Source organism: Bacillus cereus group sp. BfR-BA-01379 (assembly GCF_022663605.1).
Classification (GTDB): Bacteria; Bacillota; Bacilli; order Bacillales; family Bacillaceae_G; genus Bacillus_A; species Bacillus_A mobilis.
This window is the reverse complement of sequence record NZ_JAKUFT010000051.1, coordinates 1-18022: the sequence shown is the minus strand read 5'-3', so window position 1 is coordinate 18022 and position 18022 is coordinate 1. Positions and strand designations below refer to the sequence as shown.

Here is an 18022-nt window from a genome sequence, read left to right as displayed (position 1 = left end):
AAAGGCGATGTCCATTGATGTTGGATTAATATTTCAAATCGCCGGAATCGGCATTGTTTTAGCTTTTATTCATACTGTACTAAAAGAATTAAAGCGAGAGGATATTGCAAATTGGGTTATCCTTGTCGGTTTTGTCGTTATTTTATTTCATGTGGCATTTTTAATTAATACGCTATTCGACAAGATTAAGAGTGTCTTTCTCTTCCAGTAAAGGAGGCGGTTCGAATCGAAATTATACAAATTGTCGGATTAGGCCTCGTTGCTACGTTTTTAGCAGCTGTATTGAATCAGCATAAATCTAGCATTACGTCGTTATTTATTGTGTTCGTAGGTAGCGTGATGTTTCTTCTTTTAATTGATCAAATTCACTCTATTTTACAAATGATTGAGAGGGTAGCGAGTGAAGCGAAAGTTAGCAACGTATATGTAGAAACGTTGCTAAAAATTATTGGGATTGCTTATATTGCTGAGTTTGGAGCGCAAATTACAAAAGATGCAGGGCAGGGTGCAATCGCTTCGAAAATTGAATTAGCTGGAAAAATCTTAATTCTAGTAATGGCGATTCCTATTTTGACGGTTGTAATTGAAACTATTCTCGGATTTTTACCGACGGGATAAGGGGGAGTGAATGTTGAGGGGGTTTGGAGCTAAGCTGCTATTTGCTTGCTTCCTTTTCTTTTCTTTACCGGTTGTTGTACAAGCTTCTCCTGTAGAAACAAACGTCGTTGATCAACAATTGGATAAGCTCGGAATTGAAGATGTGAAGCAATTTTGGGACGGGCTTGTTACAAAATATGGAGGTTATTTACCAGAGAGTCAAAAAGGTAGCTTTATGGAGTTCGTGAAGGGAGAAAAAGAAATTTCTATAAAAGAGTGGATGCTAGGTTTATTAAAGTATTTATTTCACGAGCTGGTTGCAAATGGGAAGTTACTTGGAACGCTCATTATGCTTACAATTTTTAGTGCATTGTTGCAATCACTGCAATCTGCATTTTCAAAGAGTAGTGTAAGTAAAATTGCTGATGCTGTTGTATATATGGTACTTATTATTTTCGCTTTAAATAGTTTTTATGTCGTCATGACATATGCAAGAGAAACGATACAAACAATGGTAGATTTCATATTAGCGCTATTGCCAATCTTGCTTGCACTCATAGCAACTGGGGGTGGTGTTGTATCTGTATCGTTTTTTCATCCGATTATCATCTTTTTAATGAACACGAGCGGGCTTTTGATGAATTATATCGTTCTACCACTTTTATTACTTGCAACGATATTAAGTATTGTAAGTACAATGAGTGATCAATATAAAGTTACGAAATTGTTCAAGCTTCTGCAAAACGTTAGCGTTGGGATTATCGGTATTTTTTTAACGATTTTTTTAGGGGTATTATCTGTACAAGGAACAGCGACAGCGGTTGCTGATGGAATCGCTGTGAAAACTGCTAAATTTGTAACAGGGAACTTTATTCCCGTAGTAGGAAGAATGTTTACAGAGGCGGCGGATACTGTTATTAGTGCATCGGGGTTATTAAAAAACACAGTCGGAATTATCGGGCTCGTCATTCTATGCTTAATTGTTGCTTTTCCAGCGATTCAAATTTTTTGTATCGCGTTTATTTATAAATTCGCAGCAGCAGTATTACAGCCAGTTGGCAGCGGAGCAATTATTCAATGTTTAGATATTATCGGGCGAAGCATCATTTATGTATTTGCTTGCTTAGCTATCGTATCATTTATGTTCTTTTTAAGTATCACAATTATTATTGCTGCGGGGAACATTACACTTATGATGCGGTAGGAGGTGAAGGGTATGCAATTTGTTACAGAGTGGATTAGAAATATTATCGTTTTTTTACTCTTAGCGACAATGCTGCATCTTATTCTTCCAAATTCTAATTTGCAAAAGTACGTCAAATTCGTTGTAAGTCTATTATTAGTTGTTTTAATTTTAACGCCTCTTTTTAAACTATTGCAAACAGATGTGAATGAAGTAATCGCAAATTTTAATGAAGAGAAGTACGTAGCAGAAGGATCTGTAAAAAATTCAATAGATTCGAAGAAAAAAGAAATACAAGCTCTAACACGTGCATATAGTTTAGAAGAGATGGCTACCAAAATGAAAAAAGAAGTAGGAAAAGAATTCGAGAAAAAGTATGGTATGACAGTCTCTGAAATACAAATAGTCGCAGCGGAAAGCACCGCGGAAGTAAAGTCAGCGAAAGATATTCAAACTGTTGTTGTGACGTTGAAAGAAAAAGAACGTAGTAAAAATGATGCAATTGAAACAGTAAAGCCAGTTGAAATTAACACGAAAGAACCTCCGAAAAAAGTAGAAGAAACAAATGTAGAAATGAAAGACTTCTTTTCAAGCAGGTGGCAACTAGAGAATAAACAAATCCAAGTTCAAATGGAAGGGAGGACAGGTAGAGTAAATGGACAATAAAGATAAAAATTCAAAGTTTTCATTTTTTCGAAACTTATTGAATGGGGATGAAAAAGAGAGTAATGAGAAAGGGAAGAAGGTAACACCTAAGTTTTTACTTGTCCTACTCATACTTGGAATTTTGCTTATGTTTTCTAGTAGTTACTTTTCAAGTAAAAAGGAAGAAGTACCTGTATTTAAAGAACAAAAAACGCAAAATCAAGAAAAAGACGTGCCAACTTTTGGACAAAAAAATAACGATAGTATGTCAAATGTAGAAAAGTATGAAAAAGCGTATGAACAAGAATTAAAAGCAGCCTTAGAAGACATAGCGGGAGTAAAAGATGTAACGATTAAAGTAAATTTAGATTCATCTGAAGAAAAAATATTAGAAAAAAATACAGTGAAACGTTCAGACACAACAAGTGAAACAGATAAGACAGGTGGTCAGAGGAAAGTAGAAAATGAGTCCCTTGATGAAAAGACAGTCATTATACGTGAAGGTGATAAAGAAACTCCTGTTGTTTTACGAACAGAGAAACCGAAAGTGCGAGGTGTTCTTGTCGTAGCAAAAGGAGTGGATAATATACAAGTTAAAGCGATGGTAAAAGAAGCTGTAATACGGCTGCTAGATGTACCAGCCCATCGTGTTTCAGTTTCGCCGAAAAATTGATAGGGAGGAAATAAAGTGTTAAAAAAACAAACGGTTTGGTTATTAACGATGTTAAGTTTAGTTGTTGTACTATCTGTTTATTACGTAACAACTCCTGACAAAATGAATACTGCATCGCCGGCAACAGGTGAAAAGATTGGACAAGAAAAACAAGGTACTGATAAAGCAGTAACAAATGAAGCACCGAAAGAAACGCCAAAAAAAGAAACTACAAGCAAGGAAACATCAAATAAAGAAACAAATAAAGAAACAGACAAAAAAGAGAGTGCTAACAAAGAAACAAGTAAAAAAGATGCTAACGTAACAGTTCAATCAAGTGATGAAAATTTCACAGCATTACGTATGCAAATGGAAGATCAGCGAAGTGAAGAAAAATCAAGATTACAAGAAGTGATGAATTCAGCAAAATCTTCAGCAACAGAAAAGAGTAAAGCGAAAGATAATTTTGATGCAATTACTACAATGGAAACGAAGCAAGAATTACTTGAGACAGTAATTAAGTCTCAAGGAGGATATAAAGATGCTCTTGTAAGAGCTGATGGAACTGACATTAGAGTAACTGTGAAAGCAGCAAAGCATTCACAAAAAGAAGCGAATAAAATTATACAGCTTGTAAGAAGTGAAGGCGGCTCAAAAGATGTAGGTGTGAAATTTGATCCACCAACAAAATAAAACTAATAATCCGCGGGGAAATCCTCCGTGGATTATTAGTTTTTACGAATTGGATTGTTTGAAAATAGTTAGATAAAAATAATAATAGAAAAAAGCTATCATTTTCGATAGCTTTTTTCCGTTTCGTCTTTGTAGTTGTTTTTACTATGTTCAACTCGGAACGGAGAAATACGTTGTGAGTAAAAGATTAGCGGTTCATGGTAACGATGATTACTTTTTCCGGATTTGACGTGGATGAAAAGAACGAATGCCCAGACCATTACGGCAGGTAAGAAGAGAATGAGCCATATCATATGTCCACACCTCGATACGATATATTTTCTACACTTTGAACATACTATTCTTATATGAAGGAATGATGAACGGGGTGTAAACAAAAAAATAATATTTGGTAAAAATATGTTATTGACTATAGATGAAGTGAAGAGTGGAGCGGTAATGATATGTTTACTTTGTAGTGTTTTGAAAAAAGTAAGGAATGTTTTTTAGGAAGTGGTCTTGCCAATTTTGTGTGAAACTTGGTATTATTACTAGGTAATAAATTTTTTATTGAAATAATATTTTTACAGGAGTTTCGATTTATTATAAAGAAATATAAATTGGAATGTTTAAAAAATTTATCGTAAGATGGAAATAGCAATTATTTCTATTAGTAAATGAAATGCATTTTCTAATAGAGTACATCGTATTTTTACAGTCAATCTAGTTTTAATGGCGAGAATCTGTAAAAACGGGACAAACAAGAGTATGGGAGTGGATTTTACATGTTTAAAATTCAAGAAGTTCGTGAATTAATTAAATTAATTGATAGCTCTAATATTGATGAATTTGAATACAAAAAAGATGGTACGACAATCAAAATGAAAAAGCGTGGCAATGAAGTAGTTGCTGTGCAAGCACCTGTAGCAAAACAAGTCGTGCAACCAGTAGCACCTGTTGAAGTTGAAACAACAGTAGCGGCAGCACAAGTGGAAGTACCAAAACAAGAAGAGAAAAAAGCTGTTCAAAATGAAAACCTACATAAAATTACATCACCAATGGTAGGTACATTCTATTCTTCTTCTTCGCCGGATACACCTGCATATGTAAGTGTAGGGGATAGAGTATCGAAAGATTCTATCGTATGCATTGTCGAGGCTATGAAATTATTTAACGAAATCGATGCTGATGTAGACGGTGAAATTGTTGAAATTCTTGTTAATAATGGACAACTTGTGGAGTATGGACAACCGCTATTTCTTGTAAAAGCGTAATAAGGGAGTCTTAGTGATGATAAAAAAAGTATTAATAGCCAATCGTGGGGAAATTGCTGTACGAATTATTCGTGCTTGTAAAGAAATGGATATTGAAACAGTCGCAATTTATTCAGAAGCAGATAAAGAGTCACTTCACGTACAAATTGCTGATGAGGCGTATTGTGTAGGGCCAACGATTTCGAAAGAAAGCTATTTAAATTTGACGAACATTATTAGTGTTGCGAAGTTAACAGGCTGTGATGCTATTCATCCGGGATACGGATTTTTAGCAGAGAATGCCGATTTTGCAGAGTTATGCCGTGAATGTAACTTGATTTTTATCGGTCCAAGTCCAGAAGCTATTTCAAAGATGGGCACAAAAGACGTTGCTCGTGATACAATGAAAGAAGCAGGGGTTCCGATTGTACCAGGTTCACAAGGGATTATTAAAAATACCGAAGAAGCGATCGAGCTTGCTAATCAAATTGGATATCCAGTTATTATTAAAGCGACTGCAGGTGGCGGCGGAAAAGGTATTCGTGTCGCACGCCATGAAGAAGAGCTTGTAAAAGGAATTCAAATTACACAGCAAGAAGCTAGTACCGCTTTTGGGAACCCTGGTGTATACTTAGAAAAGTACGTTGAAGATTTCCGCCATGTTGAGATTCAAATAATGGCAGATACACACGGAAATGCCATTCATTTAGGAGAGCGTGATTGTACAATTCAGCGCCGCTTGCAAAAACTACTAGAAGAAAGTCCATCACCTGCACTTGATGAAAATGTTCGTAAGCAGATGGGTGAGGCGGCAGTTAAAGCGGCGGTAGCGGTTGATTATACAGGTGCTGGTACGGTTGAGTTTATTTATGAATATAGAACGAAAAGCTTTTATTTCATGGAGATGAATACGAGAATTCAAGTTGAGCATCCAGTTACTGAAATGGTAACAGGGATGGATTTAATTAAAGAACAAATTCGTGTTGCTTCTGGAGAAAAGTTATCGTTACAGCAAGAAGAAGTACAATTTAATGGTTGGGCAATTGAATGCCGAATTAATGCGGAAAACCCTGCCAAAAAATTTATGCCATCTCCAGGTAAAGTAGAAATGTACTTGCCACCAGGCGGATTTGGTATTCGCGTCGATTCAGCTGTATATCCGGGATATTCAATCCCACCTTTCTATGATTCGATGGTTGCTAAATTAATTGTTCACGGAAAAACACGTGAAGAGGCAATTGCAAAAATGAAGCGTGCACTCAGTGAGTTTGTCATTGAAGGCGTACATACAACAATCCCGTTCCATTTGCAATTGCTAGATCATCCTGATTTTGTAAAAGGTGAGTTTAATACGAAATTTTTGGAAGAGCATGAACTTGTGACGCAGTGATACATTAAAGGAGGTTTTTTTCATGGCTGAACATATGTTAGATATGGGTCAAGATACAACTCTTGGTAAAGTAGAAATTGCACCAGAAGTAATTGAAGTAATCGCAGGTATTGCAGCTGCTGAGGTAGAAGGTGTAGCGGCAATGCGTGGTAATTTTGCTACAGATGTTGTTGAGAAGTTAGGTAAGAAAAATCATGGTAAAGGTGTAAAGGTTGAATTAGCAAACGAAGATATTATCGTTGACCTTTATGTTGTGATGTACTTTGGCGTAGCAATTCCAGTTGTTGCACAAAAGATTCAAGACAACATTCGCCAGGCACTCTTTACAATGACAGGGCTTGAGCCAAAAGAAGTGAATGTTCACATCGTTGGCGTAACATTCGAAACACAAAAAACAGAAATCGAACCAGTGTAAGAATGAAAAAGGTGCCTAGTAACATAGGCACCTTTTTTATCGTTTCATTTCTTCACAAATTAAAACCCTCTAATTATTATACTATTTCAAAAAATAAGAAATCAAAAAGGAAATGTTTCGTTTTTCCAAAAAACGTACATTGTGATAAGATATGGAACTTGAAGTTAATCTTTTTATTATTTTTCAGCCTTGTAACCCGTGTGTGAAACGATAAATTGTGTTATTATCATTGTATTATAAGGTTGGAAAATCAATGAAAACTGTAAGAGTAAGTGAATTGACGGCTTATAAATTATAATAATATAACAAAGCATAAGGAAAGACTTGAAGCATAAAGGAGAGTTACAATGAAACGTAGGACGGCTAGAGAAAGAGCGATGCAAGCATTATACCAAATGGATATTACAGGTGAATTAGAACCGAAAGTAGCGGTGGAAAACACGCTAGATGAAGGTGAAGAAACAAATGAGTTTTTGGAATCACTTGTAGTAGGTTTTGTAGAAAATAAAGAAGTCATTGATGAAGCGATTCGTCAAAACTTAAAAAAATGGAAGCTGGAGCGTATTAGTATTGTTGATCGCAGTATTTTACGTGTAGCTGTGTATGAAATGAAATACATGGAAGAAATTCCACACAACGTAACAATTAACGAAGCGATTGAAATTGCTAAAACATTTGGGGATGAGGAATCTCGTCGTTTTATTAACGGCGTTTTATCTAATATAAAAGATACACTGTAATTTCTTTAAGGGGGAATCTTAAAATGGTAGCAGTAATCATCAAAGGAAATGAAGTTGCGGAGAAAAAACGAGCACAATTAACAGAAGAAGTTGTGAAGTTGAAAGAGCAAGGGATTGTACCAGGATTAGCAGTTATTCTAGTTGGAGAAGATCCAGCATCTCGTTCTTATGTAAAAGGAAAAGAAAAGGGCTGTGAACAAGTAGGAATCTATTCAGAGCTAATTGAACTTCCTGAAACAATTACTGAGGAGCGTTTGCTTGCTGAAATCGATCGCTTAAATGGCGATGATCGCATTAATGGCATATTAGTACAATTACCTTTACCAAAACATATTGAAGAAAAAGCTATCATTGAAAGAATTTCACCAGAAAAAGATGTAGATGGATTTCACCCAATCAGCGTGGGACGTATGATGACGGGACAAGATACATTCCTTCCATGTACACCGCACGGTATTGTAGAATTAGTAAAAGAAACAAATCTTGATATCTCGGGAAAACATGTTGTAGTAATTGGAAGAAGTAATATTGTCGGCAAGCCAGTGGGACAATTGTTCTTAAATGAAAATGCAACTGTCACATACTGTCATTCTAAGACGCAAAATATGAAAGAGTTAACGAAGTTAGCTGATATTTTAATCGTAGCAGTTGGACGACCTAAGATGATCACAGCTGATTATATGAAAGAAGGAGCGGTTGTAATCGACGTTGGTGTAAACCGTTTAGAAACAGGGAAACTTTGTGGTGATGTTGATTTTGACAACGTGTTAGACGTTGCAGGCTACATTACACCTGTGCCAAAGGGTGTTGGTCCAATGACGATCACAATGCTTCTTCATAATACTGTAGAATCTGCTAAACGTGCAGGTGTCGTTTGTAAATAATTTGAGTCGGCTATGAGGAGAGAGAAATGGAGAAACAATATTTAACCGTTACAGCGTTAACACGCTATATAAAAACAAAAATAGAATATGACCCGCATTTGCAGTCTGTTTGGTTAAAAGGTGAAATTTCCAATTTTAAAAATCATAGCCGTGGTCATATGTATTTTACATTGAAAGATGAAAATGCAAGAATCGCAGCGGTTATGTTTGCGGGTCATAATCGCAATATTAAATTCAGACCTGAAAATGGGATGAAGGTACTTGTGAAAGGGAAAATTTCCGTTTACGAGGCGAGCGGTTCTTATCAAATTTATATTCAAGACATGCAGCCGGACGGAATCGGAAACCTGCATTTAGCTTATGAACAATTGAAGGTTCGTTTAGAGGAAGAAGGTTTGTTTTCTCAAGTTTATAAAAAAACAATTCCTCCTTATGCTAAAACAATAGGTGTGATTACGTCGCCAACAGGAGCTGCGATTCGTGATATTATAACAACGATTAAACGTCGTTATCCAATTGGAAATATTATTGTGTTTCCGGTACTTGTACAGGGGGAGTCAGCAGCTCCCTCAATTGTACAAGCGATTCGTACAGCGAATGAAATGGGAGAGATAGATGTCCTAATCGTTGGGCGCGGGGGAGGCTCTATTGAGGAATTATGGGCGTTTAATGAAGAAATGGTTGCAAGGGCAATCTTTAAGAGTGAGATCCCTATTATTTCGGCAGTAGGTCATGAAACGGACTTTACAATTGCGGATTTTGTTGCCGATTTACGTGCGCCAACACCGACTGCAGCAGCTGAGCTGGCAGCGCCTAACATTATAGAGTTACAAGAAAAGGTATTACAAAGAACTCTAAGATTGCAAAGAGCAATGAGAGAGTTAGTACATAAAAAAGAAGAAAAACTACAAGTATTGCAAAAATCTTATGCATTCCGTTATCCAAGACAAGTATATGAGCAAAAAGAAGAGCAATTAGATAGAGCGTTAGAACAGCTTGTTTTAGCGAAAGAGCGTTATATTGATAAAAAGTTAAATCAGTTAAAACAACTTTCATTTTATTTAGAAAAGCACCACCCAGCTCAAAAAATTATACAAACAAAGGTAGCGGTTGAAACATTGCAAAAGCAATTGCAACGTGAAATGCAAACATTACTTCAAACGAAAGAATTTGCCTTTGTAAGAGTTGCTCAAAAACTTGAAGCGTTAAGTCCGCTCAAAGTAATGATGAGAGGGTATGGGCTTGTATATGATGAAGAGAAGCAAGTGTTAAAAAGTGTGAAAGATGTCAGCCTTGGAGATGCTGTTTCAGTTCAATTACAAGATGGAATACTAGATTGTAGCGTATCAGGCATAGAGGAGCGTGAATTGAATAATGGAAAATAAATTAAGCTTTGAAGAGGCAATTTCGCAACTTGAGCATCTCGTTTCTAAGCTAGAGCAAGGTGACGTACCTTTAGAAGAAGCAATTTCTTATTTTAAAGAAGGTATGGAATTATCAAAGCTTTGTGATGAGAAGTTGAAGAACGTACAAGAACAAATGGCAGTAATTCTTGGGGAAGATGGAGAGCTTGAACCGTTTACTGCTTTAGGAGATGAAGCATAGTGACTGTTGCTTTTGATACTTTTTTGAAAGAAAGTAAAACTTTCGTAGAAGAGAAGCTTGTAAGCTATGCAAATGAATTACAATGTCCAAATGTACTTCGTGAAGCGATGGCATATTCTTTGGAAGCGGGTGGAAAGCGTCTCCGCCCGTTACTTTTATTTGCGACATTACAAGCGTTTGGTAAAGAAAGAAATCTTGGAGTAGGTGCAGCTTGTGCTCTTGAAATGATACATACATACTCGTTAGTTCATGATGATTTACCTTGTATGGATGATGATGATTTAAGAAGAGGGAAGCCCACAAATCATAAAGTATTTGGTGAAGCGATGGCAGTTTTAGCAGGCGATGGTTTGTTGACGTATGCTTTTCAAGTTATTATGGCATATGAACAAAAGGAAATCTCTGCTGAAAAAAAAGTAAGACTTGTACTTGAGCTTGCAAAAGCGGCAGGGCCAGAAGGAATGGTTGGCGGACAAGTGGCAGATATGGAAGCTGAAGGGAAACAGCTTACGATTGATGAGTTGGAGTATATTCATAAGCATAAGACTGGGAAACTACTTGAATTTGCTGTACTTGCCGGATCGATACTTTCTGATGCCACAGAAGAACAAGAAGAAAAGTTACTTGCGTTTGCGAAATATATCGGCCTAGCGTTCCAAATTCGAGATGATATTCTAGATGTGGAAGGGACGGAAGAAGAGATTGGAAAACCGATTGGTAGTGATGTTTCCAACGAAAAGAGCACATATACGACGTTATTTACTGTAGATAGAGCAAAGGATATTTTAGAAGATACAATTGCAAAAGCAAAAGATGCTATTGGTTCCTTGCAATTACAAGATGAATATTTACTATCTATTTGCGATTTGATTGCAAAACGTAATAACTAATATAACAGCGTTTCCATTTGTTGAGTCATTCATCATTTTATGATATAAATGTAGGAAAAGGTTTTTCTTTTCTTGTTATTGGCAAAAATATATGTAGATTACATTGCCGTTATCACTTCGTGTTAGCGGCTATTTTTTTCATCGCCTAAAGAAATATGGTTTATAATAGGATTAGGGCGCAATAGACTGGTTAATAGCAGGACAAGGTGAAAAATAAAAAAGAGAATTTCTTGTTTTGTGTAAATGTTTTTTATAATATTTGACATGTTGACAGATTATGAAATGAAAGTGAGTGATCCATGTGGATCTAACGCAAATTCAAAACCCTAGTTTTTTGAAAGATATGTCTATCGGTGAACTAGAGGGATTGAGTGAGGATATTCGTAAGTTTTTAATTGAAGAGCTCTCTCAAACAGGTGGACATATTGCACCTAATTTAGGTGTAGTAGAACTCACAATTGCTCTGCATAAATTATTTGATAGTCCGAAAGATAAATTTTTATGGGACGTAGGACATCAATCCTATGTACATAAAATTTTAACAGGACGTGCAAAGGAATTCGGTACATTAAGGCAATATCAAGGCCTATGTGGTTTCCCGAAACGTTGCGAGAGTGAGCACGATGTATGGGAAACTGGCCATAGCTCGACATCATTATCTGCTGCAATGGGAATGGCTCTAGCACGTGATTTAAAGAAAACGAAAGAATATGTTATACCAATCATTGGAGATGGTGCTCTAACAGGTGGAATGGCTTTAGAGGCATTGAACCATATTGGACATGAAAAAACAGACATGATTGTTATTTTGAATGATAATGAAATGTCAATTGCACCAAACGTTGGTGCGCTTCATAATGTGCTTGGACGTCTACGTACCGCTGGGAAATACCATTGGGTAAAAGATGAACTAGAGTATATATTGAAGAAAATCCCAGCAGTCGGTGGGAAAGTTGCTGCGACAGCAGAGAAAATAAAAGATAGTCTTAAATATTTACTAGTATCCGGTGTCTTTTTCGAAGAATTAGGCTTTACATATTTAGGTCCAGTTGATGGGCATGATTATGAAAAGTTATTCGAAACGTTGCAATATGCAAAGAAAACAAAAGGCCCAGTGCTTGTTCATGTTATTACGAAAAAAGGAAAAGGTTATAAACCAGCTGAGAGTGATGTTATTGGAACTTGGCATGGAACAGGACCTTATAAAATTGAATCAGGTGACTTCGTTAAACCGAAAGAAGTTGCACCAGCATGGAGTGCTGTTGTTAGTGATACAGTACTTAAGCTAGCGAGAACGGATGAGCGTATCGTTGCAATTACACCTGCAATGCCTGTTGGATCGAAACTTGAGAAATTCCAAAAAGAATTCCCGGATCGTATGATTGATGTAGGTATTGCAGAACAGCATGCTACAACAATGGCAGCGGGTATGGCAACGCAAGGTATGAAGCCATTCTTAGCGATTTATTCAACATTCTTACAAAGAGCGTATGACCAAGTTGTTCATGATATATGCCGCCAAAATTTAAATGTCTTCATCGGAATCGATCGCTCTGGTTTAGTAGGAGCAGATGGTGAAACGCATCAAGGTGTGTTTGATATTTCATTCTTACGTCATTTGCCGAATATGGTACTTATGATGCCGAAAGATGAAAATGAAGGGCAACATTTAGTATATACGGCGATGCAATATGAAGATGGACCAATCGCATTACGTTATGCGCGCGGTAATGGACTTGGCGTTCATATGGATGAAGAATTAAAGGCGATTCCAATCGGTTCATGGGAAACGTTAAAAGAAGGTACACAAGCGGCTATTTTAACATTCGGTACGACAATACCAATGGCAATGGAAGCAGCTGAGCGTCTTGAAAAGGCTGGAGTTTCAGTGAAAGTAGTGAACGCACGCTTTATTAAACCGATGGATGAAGCATATTTACATGATCTCTTAGGGAAAAATATACCGATTTTAACGATTGAAGAAGCTTGCTTAATTGGTGGTTTTGGAACGGGAGTAGTTGAATTTGCGTCTGAGAACGGGTACCATAGTGCGTTAGTTGAAAGAATGGGTATTCCAGACCGTTTCATAGAGCACGGTAGTGTAACAAAATTATTAGAAGAAATTGGTTTAACGACAGATGCTGTTGTAGACCGTATTCATACAATGATTCCATCAAAACAAAAAAGGGCGTAACAAATGAGTGCAAAAAAAGAAAGAGTAGATGTACTATTAGTAGAGCGAGGACTTATAGAAACACGTGAGAAAGCAAAACGCGCCGTTATGGCCGGACTTGTATATGCGAATGAGATGAGACTTGATAAGCCAGGAGAGAAGATCCCACAAGATACGGAGATTACGGTGAAGGGACAAGTTATGCCGTATGTAAGCCGTGGTGGTTATAAACTTGAAAAGGCATTAGAGACATTTCACCTGGATTTACAAGATAAAGTTATGATAGATATTGGTTCATCAACTGGTGGCTTCACAGATTGTGCGCTTCAAAACGGAGCGAAATTATCTTATGCATTAGATGTAGGATACAATCAACTTGCGTGGAAATTGCGTCAAGATGAGCGTGTTGTCGTAATGGAACGGACAAACTTCCGTTACGTGACACCAGCAGACTTAGACCGTGGTTTACCGCAATTTGCTAGTATCGATGTTTCATTTATATCATTAAAGCTTATACTGCCGGTTTTAAAAACAATGCTTATGCCTAATGGGGATGTAGCGGCATTAATTAAACCACAGTTTGAAGCTGGAAGAGAGCAAGTTGGGAAAAAAGGTATCGTTCGTGATCGAAAAGTACATGAGGCTGTCGTGGAAATGATTGTCGACTTTGCTATAAAAGAAGGATACGATGTAGAAGGTTTAACATTCTCACCAATTACGGGCGGGGATGGTAATATTGAATTTTTAATTCATCTGAAATGGCATGGTGAACGCGAGAATGGTGAAAATCATTCTCCAGTTTCTGTTGAGCAAGTAGTTACAGAGGCGCATGATGTCTTAAAACAAAAAGGAAAAGGGGAATAACATATGTTGTTCCTCTTTTTGTTGTAATTGTATAATGATTGTAAAAACAATTGTGTACAAGCAACGAATTATAAGTTAACATAAATAAGTGAAGTATACCAATGTTTAAACTATGGTAAGAGATAGTGTGAGGTGCAAATGTATGAATAAAGGTCAGCGCCATATTAAAATCAGGGAAATTATTGCGAACAAAGAAATTGAAACACAAGATGAATTAGTTGATATTTTACGTAATGAGGGATTTAATGTAACGCAAGCAACAGTATCGCGCGATATTAAAGAACTGCACTTAGTGAAAGTGCCATTACATGATGGTCGCTATAAATATAGCTTGCCAGCAGATCAACGATTTAACCCGTTACAAAAATTAAAACGCAATCTAGTGGATTCATTTGTAAAATTAGACACGGCAGGACATATGCTTGTGCTAAAAACATTGCCTGGTAACGCTCATTCACTTGGAGCACTTATTGATCATTTAGAGTGGGATGAGATCATCGGAACCATCTGTGGTGATGATACTTGCTTAATTATTTGCCGTACACCTGAAGATACAGGTGTTGTCTCTGATCGTTTCTTAAATATGTTGTAACAAAAAAATCTTGTTTGCTTTCCTCTGTAAAGTGGAAAGTGAACAGGATATTTTTATTGGTTAAAAATGTGAATTTCTAATTGTAATATAATATTTTCTTTGAATAAAATTAGAAAATAGGTGGATTGACCCGTAAAACAAATGTTTGGTACAATGGAGCGGTTAGAAAAGTAATTTATACATACAAACATATAGTATGACTATTTGAATGAAGAACTGAGAAAAGCCCTTAATAGGGGATTAGTTTATAACGAGGTGAATGGGGCATTGTTATCGGAATTATCGATTAGAAACTTTGCTATTATTGAGGCATTAAATATTTCTTTTCAAAAAGGGTTAACGGTTTTAAGTGGCGAAACAGGAGCCGGAAAATCGATTATTATTGATGCGATTAGTTTACTTGTAGGTGGCCGTGGTTCAGCGGAATTTGTTCGATACGGAACAGAAAAAGCTGAGATAGAAGGGTTATTTTATGTAGAAGATGATAAGCATCCGTGTATTGAAAAGGCAGAAGAATTGGATATAGAAATAGAAGACGGCATGATTATTTTGAAGCGTGATATCGCTGCAAACGGAAAAAGTGTATGTCGTGTAAATGGGAAACTGGTTACCCTTAGTATATTAAAGGAAATTGGAAAAACACTTGTTGATATTCATGGGCAGCACGAAACACAAGATTTAATGAATGAAGAGCGTCATATGTTTATGCTTGATCATTTTGATGGAGATCGCATTGTTAAACAATTGGGTATATATCAAAATGTATACACTGACTATGAAAAGTTAAAAAAACAGTTAAAATCGTTAAGTGAAAATGAACAACAAATGGCGCATCGTTTAGATTTAATTCAATTCCAGCATGAAGAAATCCGTAAGGCGGATTTAAAGATGGATGAAGAAAATGAATTAACTGAAGAACGATTGCAAATTTCCAATTTCGAAAAAATTTACAAAGCATTAGGCGATGCATATCGCTCACTAAGCGCTGATGGACAAGGATTAGATAATATACGAAGCGCAATGGGACAAATGGAGAGTATTACACATTTAGATGAAGTGTATCAAGAAAACCATGATTCAATTGCAAATAGCTATTACTTATTAGAAGAAGTTGCGTATCAACTAAGAGAAAAGCTCGATATGATGGAATATGATCCGAATCGCTTAGATGAAATTGAAACGCGTTTAAATGAAATTCGTATGCTAAAGAGAAAATATGGAAATACTGTAGAAGAGATTTTAGCGTATGCTGATAAAATTGAACAAGAAATTTTTACGATTGAAAATAAAGACGTTCATATTGAAACGACGAAGAAGCAGTTAAAGGAATTAGAAAGTGTTATTCTGAAAGAAGCAACGTTGTTAAGTAATATGCGTCATGAGCTTGCAGAGCATCTTACAAATGCTATTCATCAGGAATTAAAAGAATTGTATATGGAAAAAACAAAATTTGAAGTGAGAATTATGAAGAGAGTAGGAAATGCTGAAGAGCCTCTTGTAGAGGGAGCACCGGTAAGACTTACGGCGGATGGCTACGATCATGTGGAATTTTATATTTCAACAAATCCAGGTGAGCCGCTAAAACCACTTTCAAAGGTCGCTTCTGGCGGAGAGTTATCTCGAATTATTTTAGCTTTAAAAAGCATTTTTTCTAAACATCAAGGTGTTGCATCTGTTATTTTTGATGAAGTGGATACTGGTGTAAGTGGTCGAGTTGCACAGGCTATTGCGGAAAAAATTTATCGAGTATCAGTAAACTCACAAGTACTTTGTATTACGCACTTACCTCAAGTAGCTTCAATGGCGGATTCACATTTATTTATTCGAAAACAAGTAGCGAATGATCGGACAATTACATCAGTTACCGTTTTAACTATGGAGGATAAAGTAACAGAAATAGCTCGAATGATTTCTGGTGTAGAAATTACAGATTTAACGACAGAACATGCGAAAGAATTACTTACGCAAGCGCATCATTTTAAACAGACAGCAGAGGCTATCCAGTAATGGATAGCTTTTTTTCTCAAATAATGATTTCTTGATTCTTCCGGTTATAAATAAAGCACTGCAAGGAGAGATTAAAAAGTGAAGCCAAGAGGCTGAATGTGGGGTAGGAGCGAGGAGAGTGAACGAATTGAGATTAGAAAGATTTCGCAAAATAATAGGTCTTTGTCTCCTTGTTTCTTTAGTTTTTATTGGGTGTTTTAAACCGCTTCGGACGTTTGTTTCATCTCCGAAGCAACTTGTTGTCTTTGAAGGGCAACAATCAGAAATAGCGTCATTACCAGTTTTTAAAGCTTCATCTACAGATCGTCATGTTTTTACAGTAAGTTCAAATGAACAAAAACAAGGACTTATGGTAAATTCTCATCAAAATGGTGAAGCAGATATGGTGTTTCAGCTTGCTGGTTTTCCAGTGAAAAAAGTAAATGTGAAAGTATTGAAAGATTTTAAAGTTATTCCAGGTGGACAATCAATTGGTGTGAAGTTAAACACAAAAGGGGTACTTGTTGTAGGCCATCATTTAATTCAAACTGAAAAAGGGAAAGTATCTCCTGGTGAAACAGCTGGTGTGGAAATTGGAGATATGATTACTGAAATTAATGGTAAAACAATTGAAAGAATGAGTGATGTAGCACCATTTATTCATAATAGTGGTGAAACGGGTGAACCGCTTAATCTTGTTTTGTTAAGAGATGGAAAACATATCCGTACTAAGTTAACACCACAAAAAGACAGTGGAGAATCGTCTTATCGCATTGGGTTATATATTCGTGATTCGGCAGCTGGAATCGGAACAATGACATTTGTTCATCCTGATTCTATGAAATATGGGGCACTTGGTCATGTTATTTCTGATAACGATACGAAAAAGCCGATTCAAGTCGAAGATGGACAAATTATGCGTTCGACAGTTACATCAATTGAAAGAGGTAGTCACGGGAATCCAGGAGAGAAGTTAGCGAGGTTCTCACCAGATCGTGAAGTGATTGGTAATATTACAATAAATAGTCCATTTGGTATATTCGGGAAATTGAATACAAATATACCAAATGGCGTAATGGATAAAGCAATGCCGATTGCACTATCTCATCAAGTAAAAGAGGGACCAGCAAAAATATTAACAGTTATTGATAAAGATAAAGTGGAAGCGTTTGATATTGAAGTTGTTAGTACAGTACCGCAAAAGTTTCCGGCTACAAAAGGAATGGTAATAAAAGTAACAGACAAACGTTTATTAGCGAAAACGGGTGGTATCGTACAAGGCATGAGCGGAAGTCCAATTGTACAAAATGGGAAAGTAATTGGTGCTGTTACACATGTATTTGTAAATGATCCAACATCAGGATATGGTGTTCATATTGAATGGATGTTACATGAGGCTGGAATTAACATTTATGAACAAGAAAGAAAAGCGAGCTAATGATTAATTAGCTCGCTTTTCTGTTGAAAAATTCGTTGAAATT

At 36.4% G+C, this 18022-nt stretch carries 20 protein-coding genes; 19 read left to right on the top strand and 1 reads right to left on the bottom strand.

The window, feature by feature from the left end; translation table 11 throughout:
- Positions 1 to 7: 7 nt before the first annotated feature.
- From spoIIIAC to MR113_RS18490, 6 genes are read left to right on the top strand one after another with little or no spacing between them, the layout of a single operon-like run.
- On the top strand, positions 8 to 211 hold the full coding sequence (gene spoIIIAC, locus MR113_RS18515; RefSeq protein WP_000020914.1) for a stage III sporulation protein AC: 204 nt from the start codon (positions 8 to 10) through the stop codon (positions 209 to 211).
- A gap of 23 nt (positions 212 to 234) precedes the next feature.
- On the top strand, positions 235 to 618 hold the full coding sequence (gene spoIIIAD, locus MR113_RS18510) for a stage III sporulation protein AD (RefSeq protein ID WP_079998460.1): 384 nt from the start codon (positions 235 to 237) through the stop codon (positions 616 to 618).
- Positions 619 to 628: 10 nt separating this feature from the next.
- Positions 629 to 1801: a stage III sporulation protein AE gene (gene spoIIIAE, locus MR113_RS18505; protein ID WP_242256061.1), complete on the top strand. Its 1173-nt coding sequence runs from the start codon at positions 629 to 631 to the stop codon at positions 1799 to 1801.
- A 12-nt stretch (positions 1802 to 1813) separates the two neighbouring features.
- Positions 1814 to 2446: a stage III sporulation protein AF gene (gene spoIIIAF, locus MR113_RS18500; RefSeq protein WP_001161039.1), complete on the top strand. Its 633-nt coding sequence runs from the start codon at positions 1814 to 1816 to the stop codon at positions 2444 to 2446.
- A complete protein-coding gene (gene spoIIIAG, locus MR113_RS18495; RefSeq protein ID WP_242256059.1) occupies positions 2436 to 3098 on the top strand; it encodes a stage III sporulation protein AG in 663 nt (220 codons plus the stop codon). Before spoIIIAF ends, spoIIIAG begins: the two co-directional genes overlap by 11 nt.
- A gap of 15 nt (positions 3099 to 3113) precedes the next feature.
- The gene (locus MR113_RS18490; protein ID WP_098585268.1) at positions 3114 to 3770 is read left to right on the top strand and encodes a SpoIIIAH-like family protein; all 657 of its coding nucleotides are present in this window, start codon (positions 3114 to 3116) and stop codon (positions 3768 to 3770) included.
- Positions 3771 to 3868: 98 nt separating this feature from the next.
- Here MR113_RS18490 and MR113_RS18485 read toward each other — a convergent pair whose 3' ends face one another.
- On the bottom strand, positions 3869 to 4063 hold the full coding sequence (locus MR113_RS18485) for a hypothetical protein (RefSeq protein WP_033678013.1): 195 nt from the start codon (positions 4061 to 4063) through the stop codon (positions 3869 to 3871).
- A gap of 471 nt (positions 4064 to 4534) precedes the next feature.
- On the opposite strand from MR113_RS18485, the gene accB reads away from it, so the two are divergent.
- From accB to spoIVB, 13 genes are all read left to right on the top strand, one after another.
- Positions 4535 to 5023, top strand: coding sequence for an acetyl-CoA carboxylase biotin carboxyl carrier protein (accB, locus tag MR113_RS18480; protein WP_000472874.1), 489 nt, complete (start codon positions 4535 to 4537; stop codon positions 5021 to 5023).
- A gap of 16 nt (positions 5024 to 5039) precedes the next feature.
- Complete coding sequence (accC, locus tag MR113_RS18475) at positions 5040 to 6392, top strand: acetyl-CoA carboxylase biotin carboxylase subunit (RefSeq protein ID WP_061677463.1); 1353 nt, start codon at positions 5040 to 5042, stop codon at positions 6390 to 6392.
- Between the two features lie 22 nt (positions 6393 to 6414).
- Positions 6415 to 6807 (top strand): Asp23/Gls24 family envelope stress response protein, encoded by a 393-nt coding sequence (locus MR113_RS18470; protein WP_000807630.1) that lies wholly within the window; start codon positions 6415 to 6417, stop codon positions 6805 to 6807.
- 347 nt (positions 6808 to 7154) lie between these two features.
- A complete protein-coding gene (gene nusB / locus MR113_RS18465) occupies positions 7155 to 7547 on the top strand; it encodes a N utilization substance protein NusB (protein WP_000830249.1) in 393 nt (130 codons plus the stop codon).
- 23 nt (positions 7548 to 7570) lie between these two features.
- On the top strand, positions 7571 to 8431 hold the full coding sequence (gene folD / locus MR113_RS18460; RefSeq protein ID WP_042875514.1) for a bifunctional methylenetetrahydrofolate dehydrogenase/methenyltetrahydrofolate cyclohydrolase FolD: 861 nt from the start codon (positions 7571 to 7573) through the stop codon (positions 8429 to 8431).
- A gap of 26 nt (positions 8432 to 8457) precedes the next feature.
- The gene (gene xseA, locus MR113_RS18455) at positions 8458 to 9816 is read left to right on the top strand and encodes an exodeoxyribonuclease VII large subunit (protein ID WP_242256057.1); all 1359 of its coding nucleotides are present in this window, start codon (positions 8458 to 8460) and stop codon (positions 9814 to 9816) included.
- Entirely contained in the window at positions 9806 to 10036 is a 231-nt protein-coding gene (xseB, locus tag MR113_RS18450; protein ID WP_000428423.1) for an exodeoxyribonuclease VII small subunit, read from the top strand. Before xseA ends, xseB begins: the two co-directional genes overlap by 11 nt.
- The gene (gene ispA / locus MR113_RS18445) at positions 10036 to 10926 is read left to right on the top strand and encodes a (2E,6E)-farnesyl diphosphate synthase (RefSeq protein WP_242256055.1); all 891 of its coding nucleotides are present in this window, start codon (positions 10036 to 10038) and stop codon (positions 10924 to 10926) included. The genes xseB and ispA overlap by 1 nt, the downstream gene beginning before the upstream one ends.
- 301 nt (positions 10927 to 11227) lie before the next feature.
- Positions 11228 to 13120 carry a 1-deoxy-D-xylulose-5-phosphate synthase gene (dxs, locus tag MR113_RS18440; RefSeq protein ID WP_000366438.1) on the top strand — a complete coding sequence of 631 codons (1893 nt, stop codon included), beginning with the start codon at positions 11228 to 11230 and terminating at the stop codon, positions 13118 to 13120.
- A 3-nt stretch (positions 13121 to 13123) separates the two neighbouring features.
- Complete coding sequence (locus MR113_RS18435; RefSeq protein WP_061677472.1) at positions 13124 to 13963, top strand: TlyA family RNA methyltransferase; 840 nt, start codon at positions 13124 to 13126, stop codon at positions 13961 to 13963.
- Positions 13964 to 14105: 142 nt separating this feature from the next.
- Positions 14106 to 14555: an arginine repressor ArgR gene (gene argR, locus MR113_RS18430; protein WP_001032581.1), complete on the top strand. Its 450-nt coding sequence runs from the start codon at positions 14106 to 14108 to the stop codon at positions 14553 to 14555.
- Between the two features lie 267 nt (positions 14556 to 14822).
- Positions 14823 to 16562, top strand: coding sequence for a DNA repair protein RecN (recN, locus tag MR113_RS18425; RefSeq protein ID WP_242256053.1), 1740 nt, complete (start codon positions 14823 to 14825; stop codon positions 16560 to 16562).
- Positions 16563 to 16680: 118 nt separating this feature from the next.
- The gene (gene spoIVB, locus MR113_RS18420; protein ID WP_242256051.1) at positions 16681 to 17979 is read left to right on the top strand and encodes a SpoIVB peptidase; all 1299 of its coding nucleotides are present in this window, start codon (positions 16681 to 16683) and stop codon (positions 17977 to 17979) included.
- Positions 17980 to 18022 lie beyond the last annotated feature (43 nt).

Excerpts from the sequence above, each read along its gene's own strand:
- spoIIIAE (WP_242256061.1), top strand. The coding sequence starts at position 629 with ATGTTGAGGGGGTTTGGAGCTAAGCTGCTATTTGCTTGCTTCCTTTTC.
- MR113_RS18485 (WP_033678013.1), bottom strand. The coding sequence starts at position 4,063 with ATGATATGGCTCATTCTCTTCTTACCTGCCGTAATGGTCTGGGCATTC.
- xseA (WP_242256057.1), top strand. The coding sequence starts at position 8,458 with ATGGAGAAACAATATTTAACCGTTACAGCGTTAACACGCTATATAAAA.
- spoIIIAC (WP_000020914.1), top strand. The coding sequence starts at position 8 with ATGTCCATTGATGTTGGATTAATATTTCAAATCGCCGGAATCGGCATT.
- spoIIIAF (WP_001161039.1), top strand. The coding sequence starts at position 1,814 with ATGCAATTTGTTACAGAGTGGATTAGAAATATTATCGTTTTTTTACTC.
- spoIIIAG (WP_242256059.1), top strand. The coding sequence starts at position 2,436 with ATGGACAATAAAGATAAAAATTCAAAGTTTTCATTTTTTCGAAACTTA.
- MR113_RS18470 (WP_000807630.1), top strand. The coding sequence starts at position 6,415 with ATGGCTGAACATATGTTAGATATGGGTCAAGATACAACTCTTGGTAAA.
- MR113_RS18435 (WP_061677472.1), top strand. The coding sequence starts at position 13,124 with ATGAGTGCAAAAAAAGAAAGAGTAGATGTACTATTAGTAGAGCGAGGA.
- xseB (WP_000428423.1), top strand. The coding sequence starts at position 9,806 with ATGGAAAATAAATTAAGCTTTGAAGAGGCAATTTCGCAACTTGAGCAT.
- accB (WP_000472874.1), top strand. The coding sequence starts at position 4,535 with ATGTTTAAAATTCAAGAAGTTCGTGAATTAATTAAATTAATTGATAGC.
- accC (WP_061677463.1), top strand. The coding sequence starts at position 5,040 with ATGATAAAAAAAGTATTAATAGCCAATCGTGGGGAAATTGCTGTACGA.
- folD (WP_042875514.1), top strand. The coding sequence starts at position 7,571 with ATGGTAGCAGTAATCATCAAAGGAAATGAAGTTGCGGAGAAAAAACGA.
- argR (WP_001032581.1), top strand. The coding sequence starts at position 14,106 with ATGAATAAAGGTCAGCGCCATATTAAAATCAGGGAAATTATTGCGAAC.
- nusB (WP_000830249.1), top strand. The coding sequence starts at position 7,155 with ATGAAACGTAGGACGGCTAGAGAAAGAGCGATGCAAGCATTATACCAA.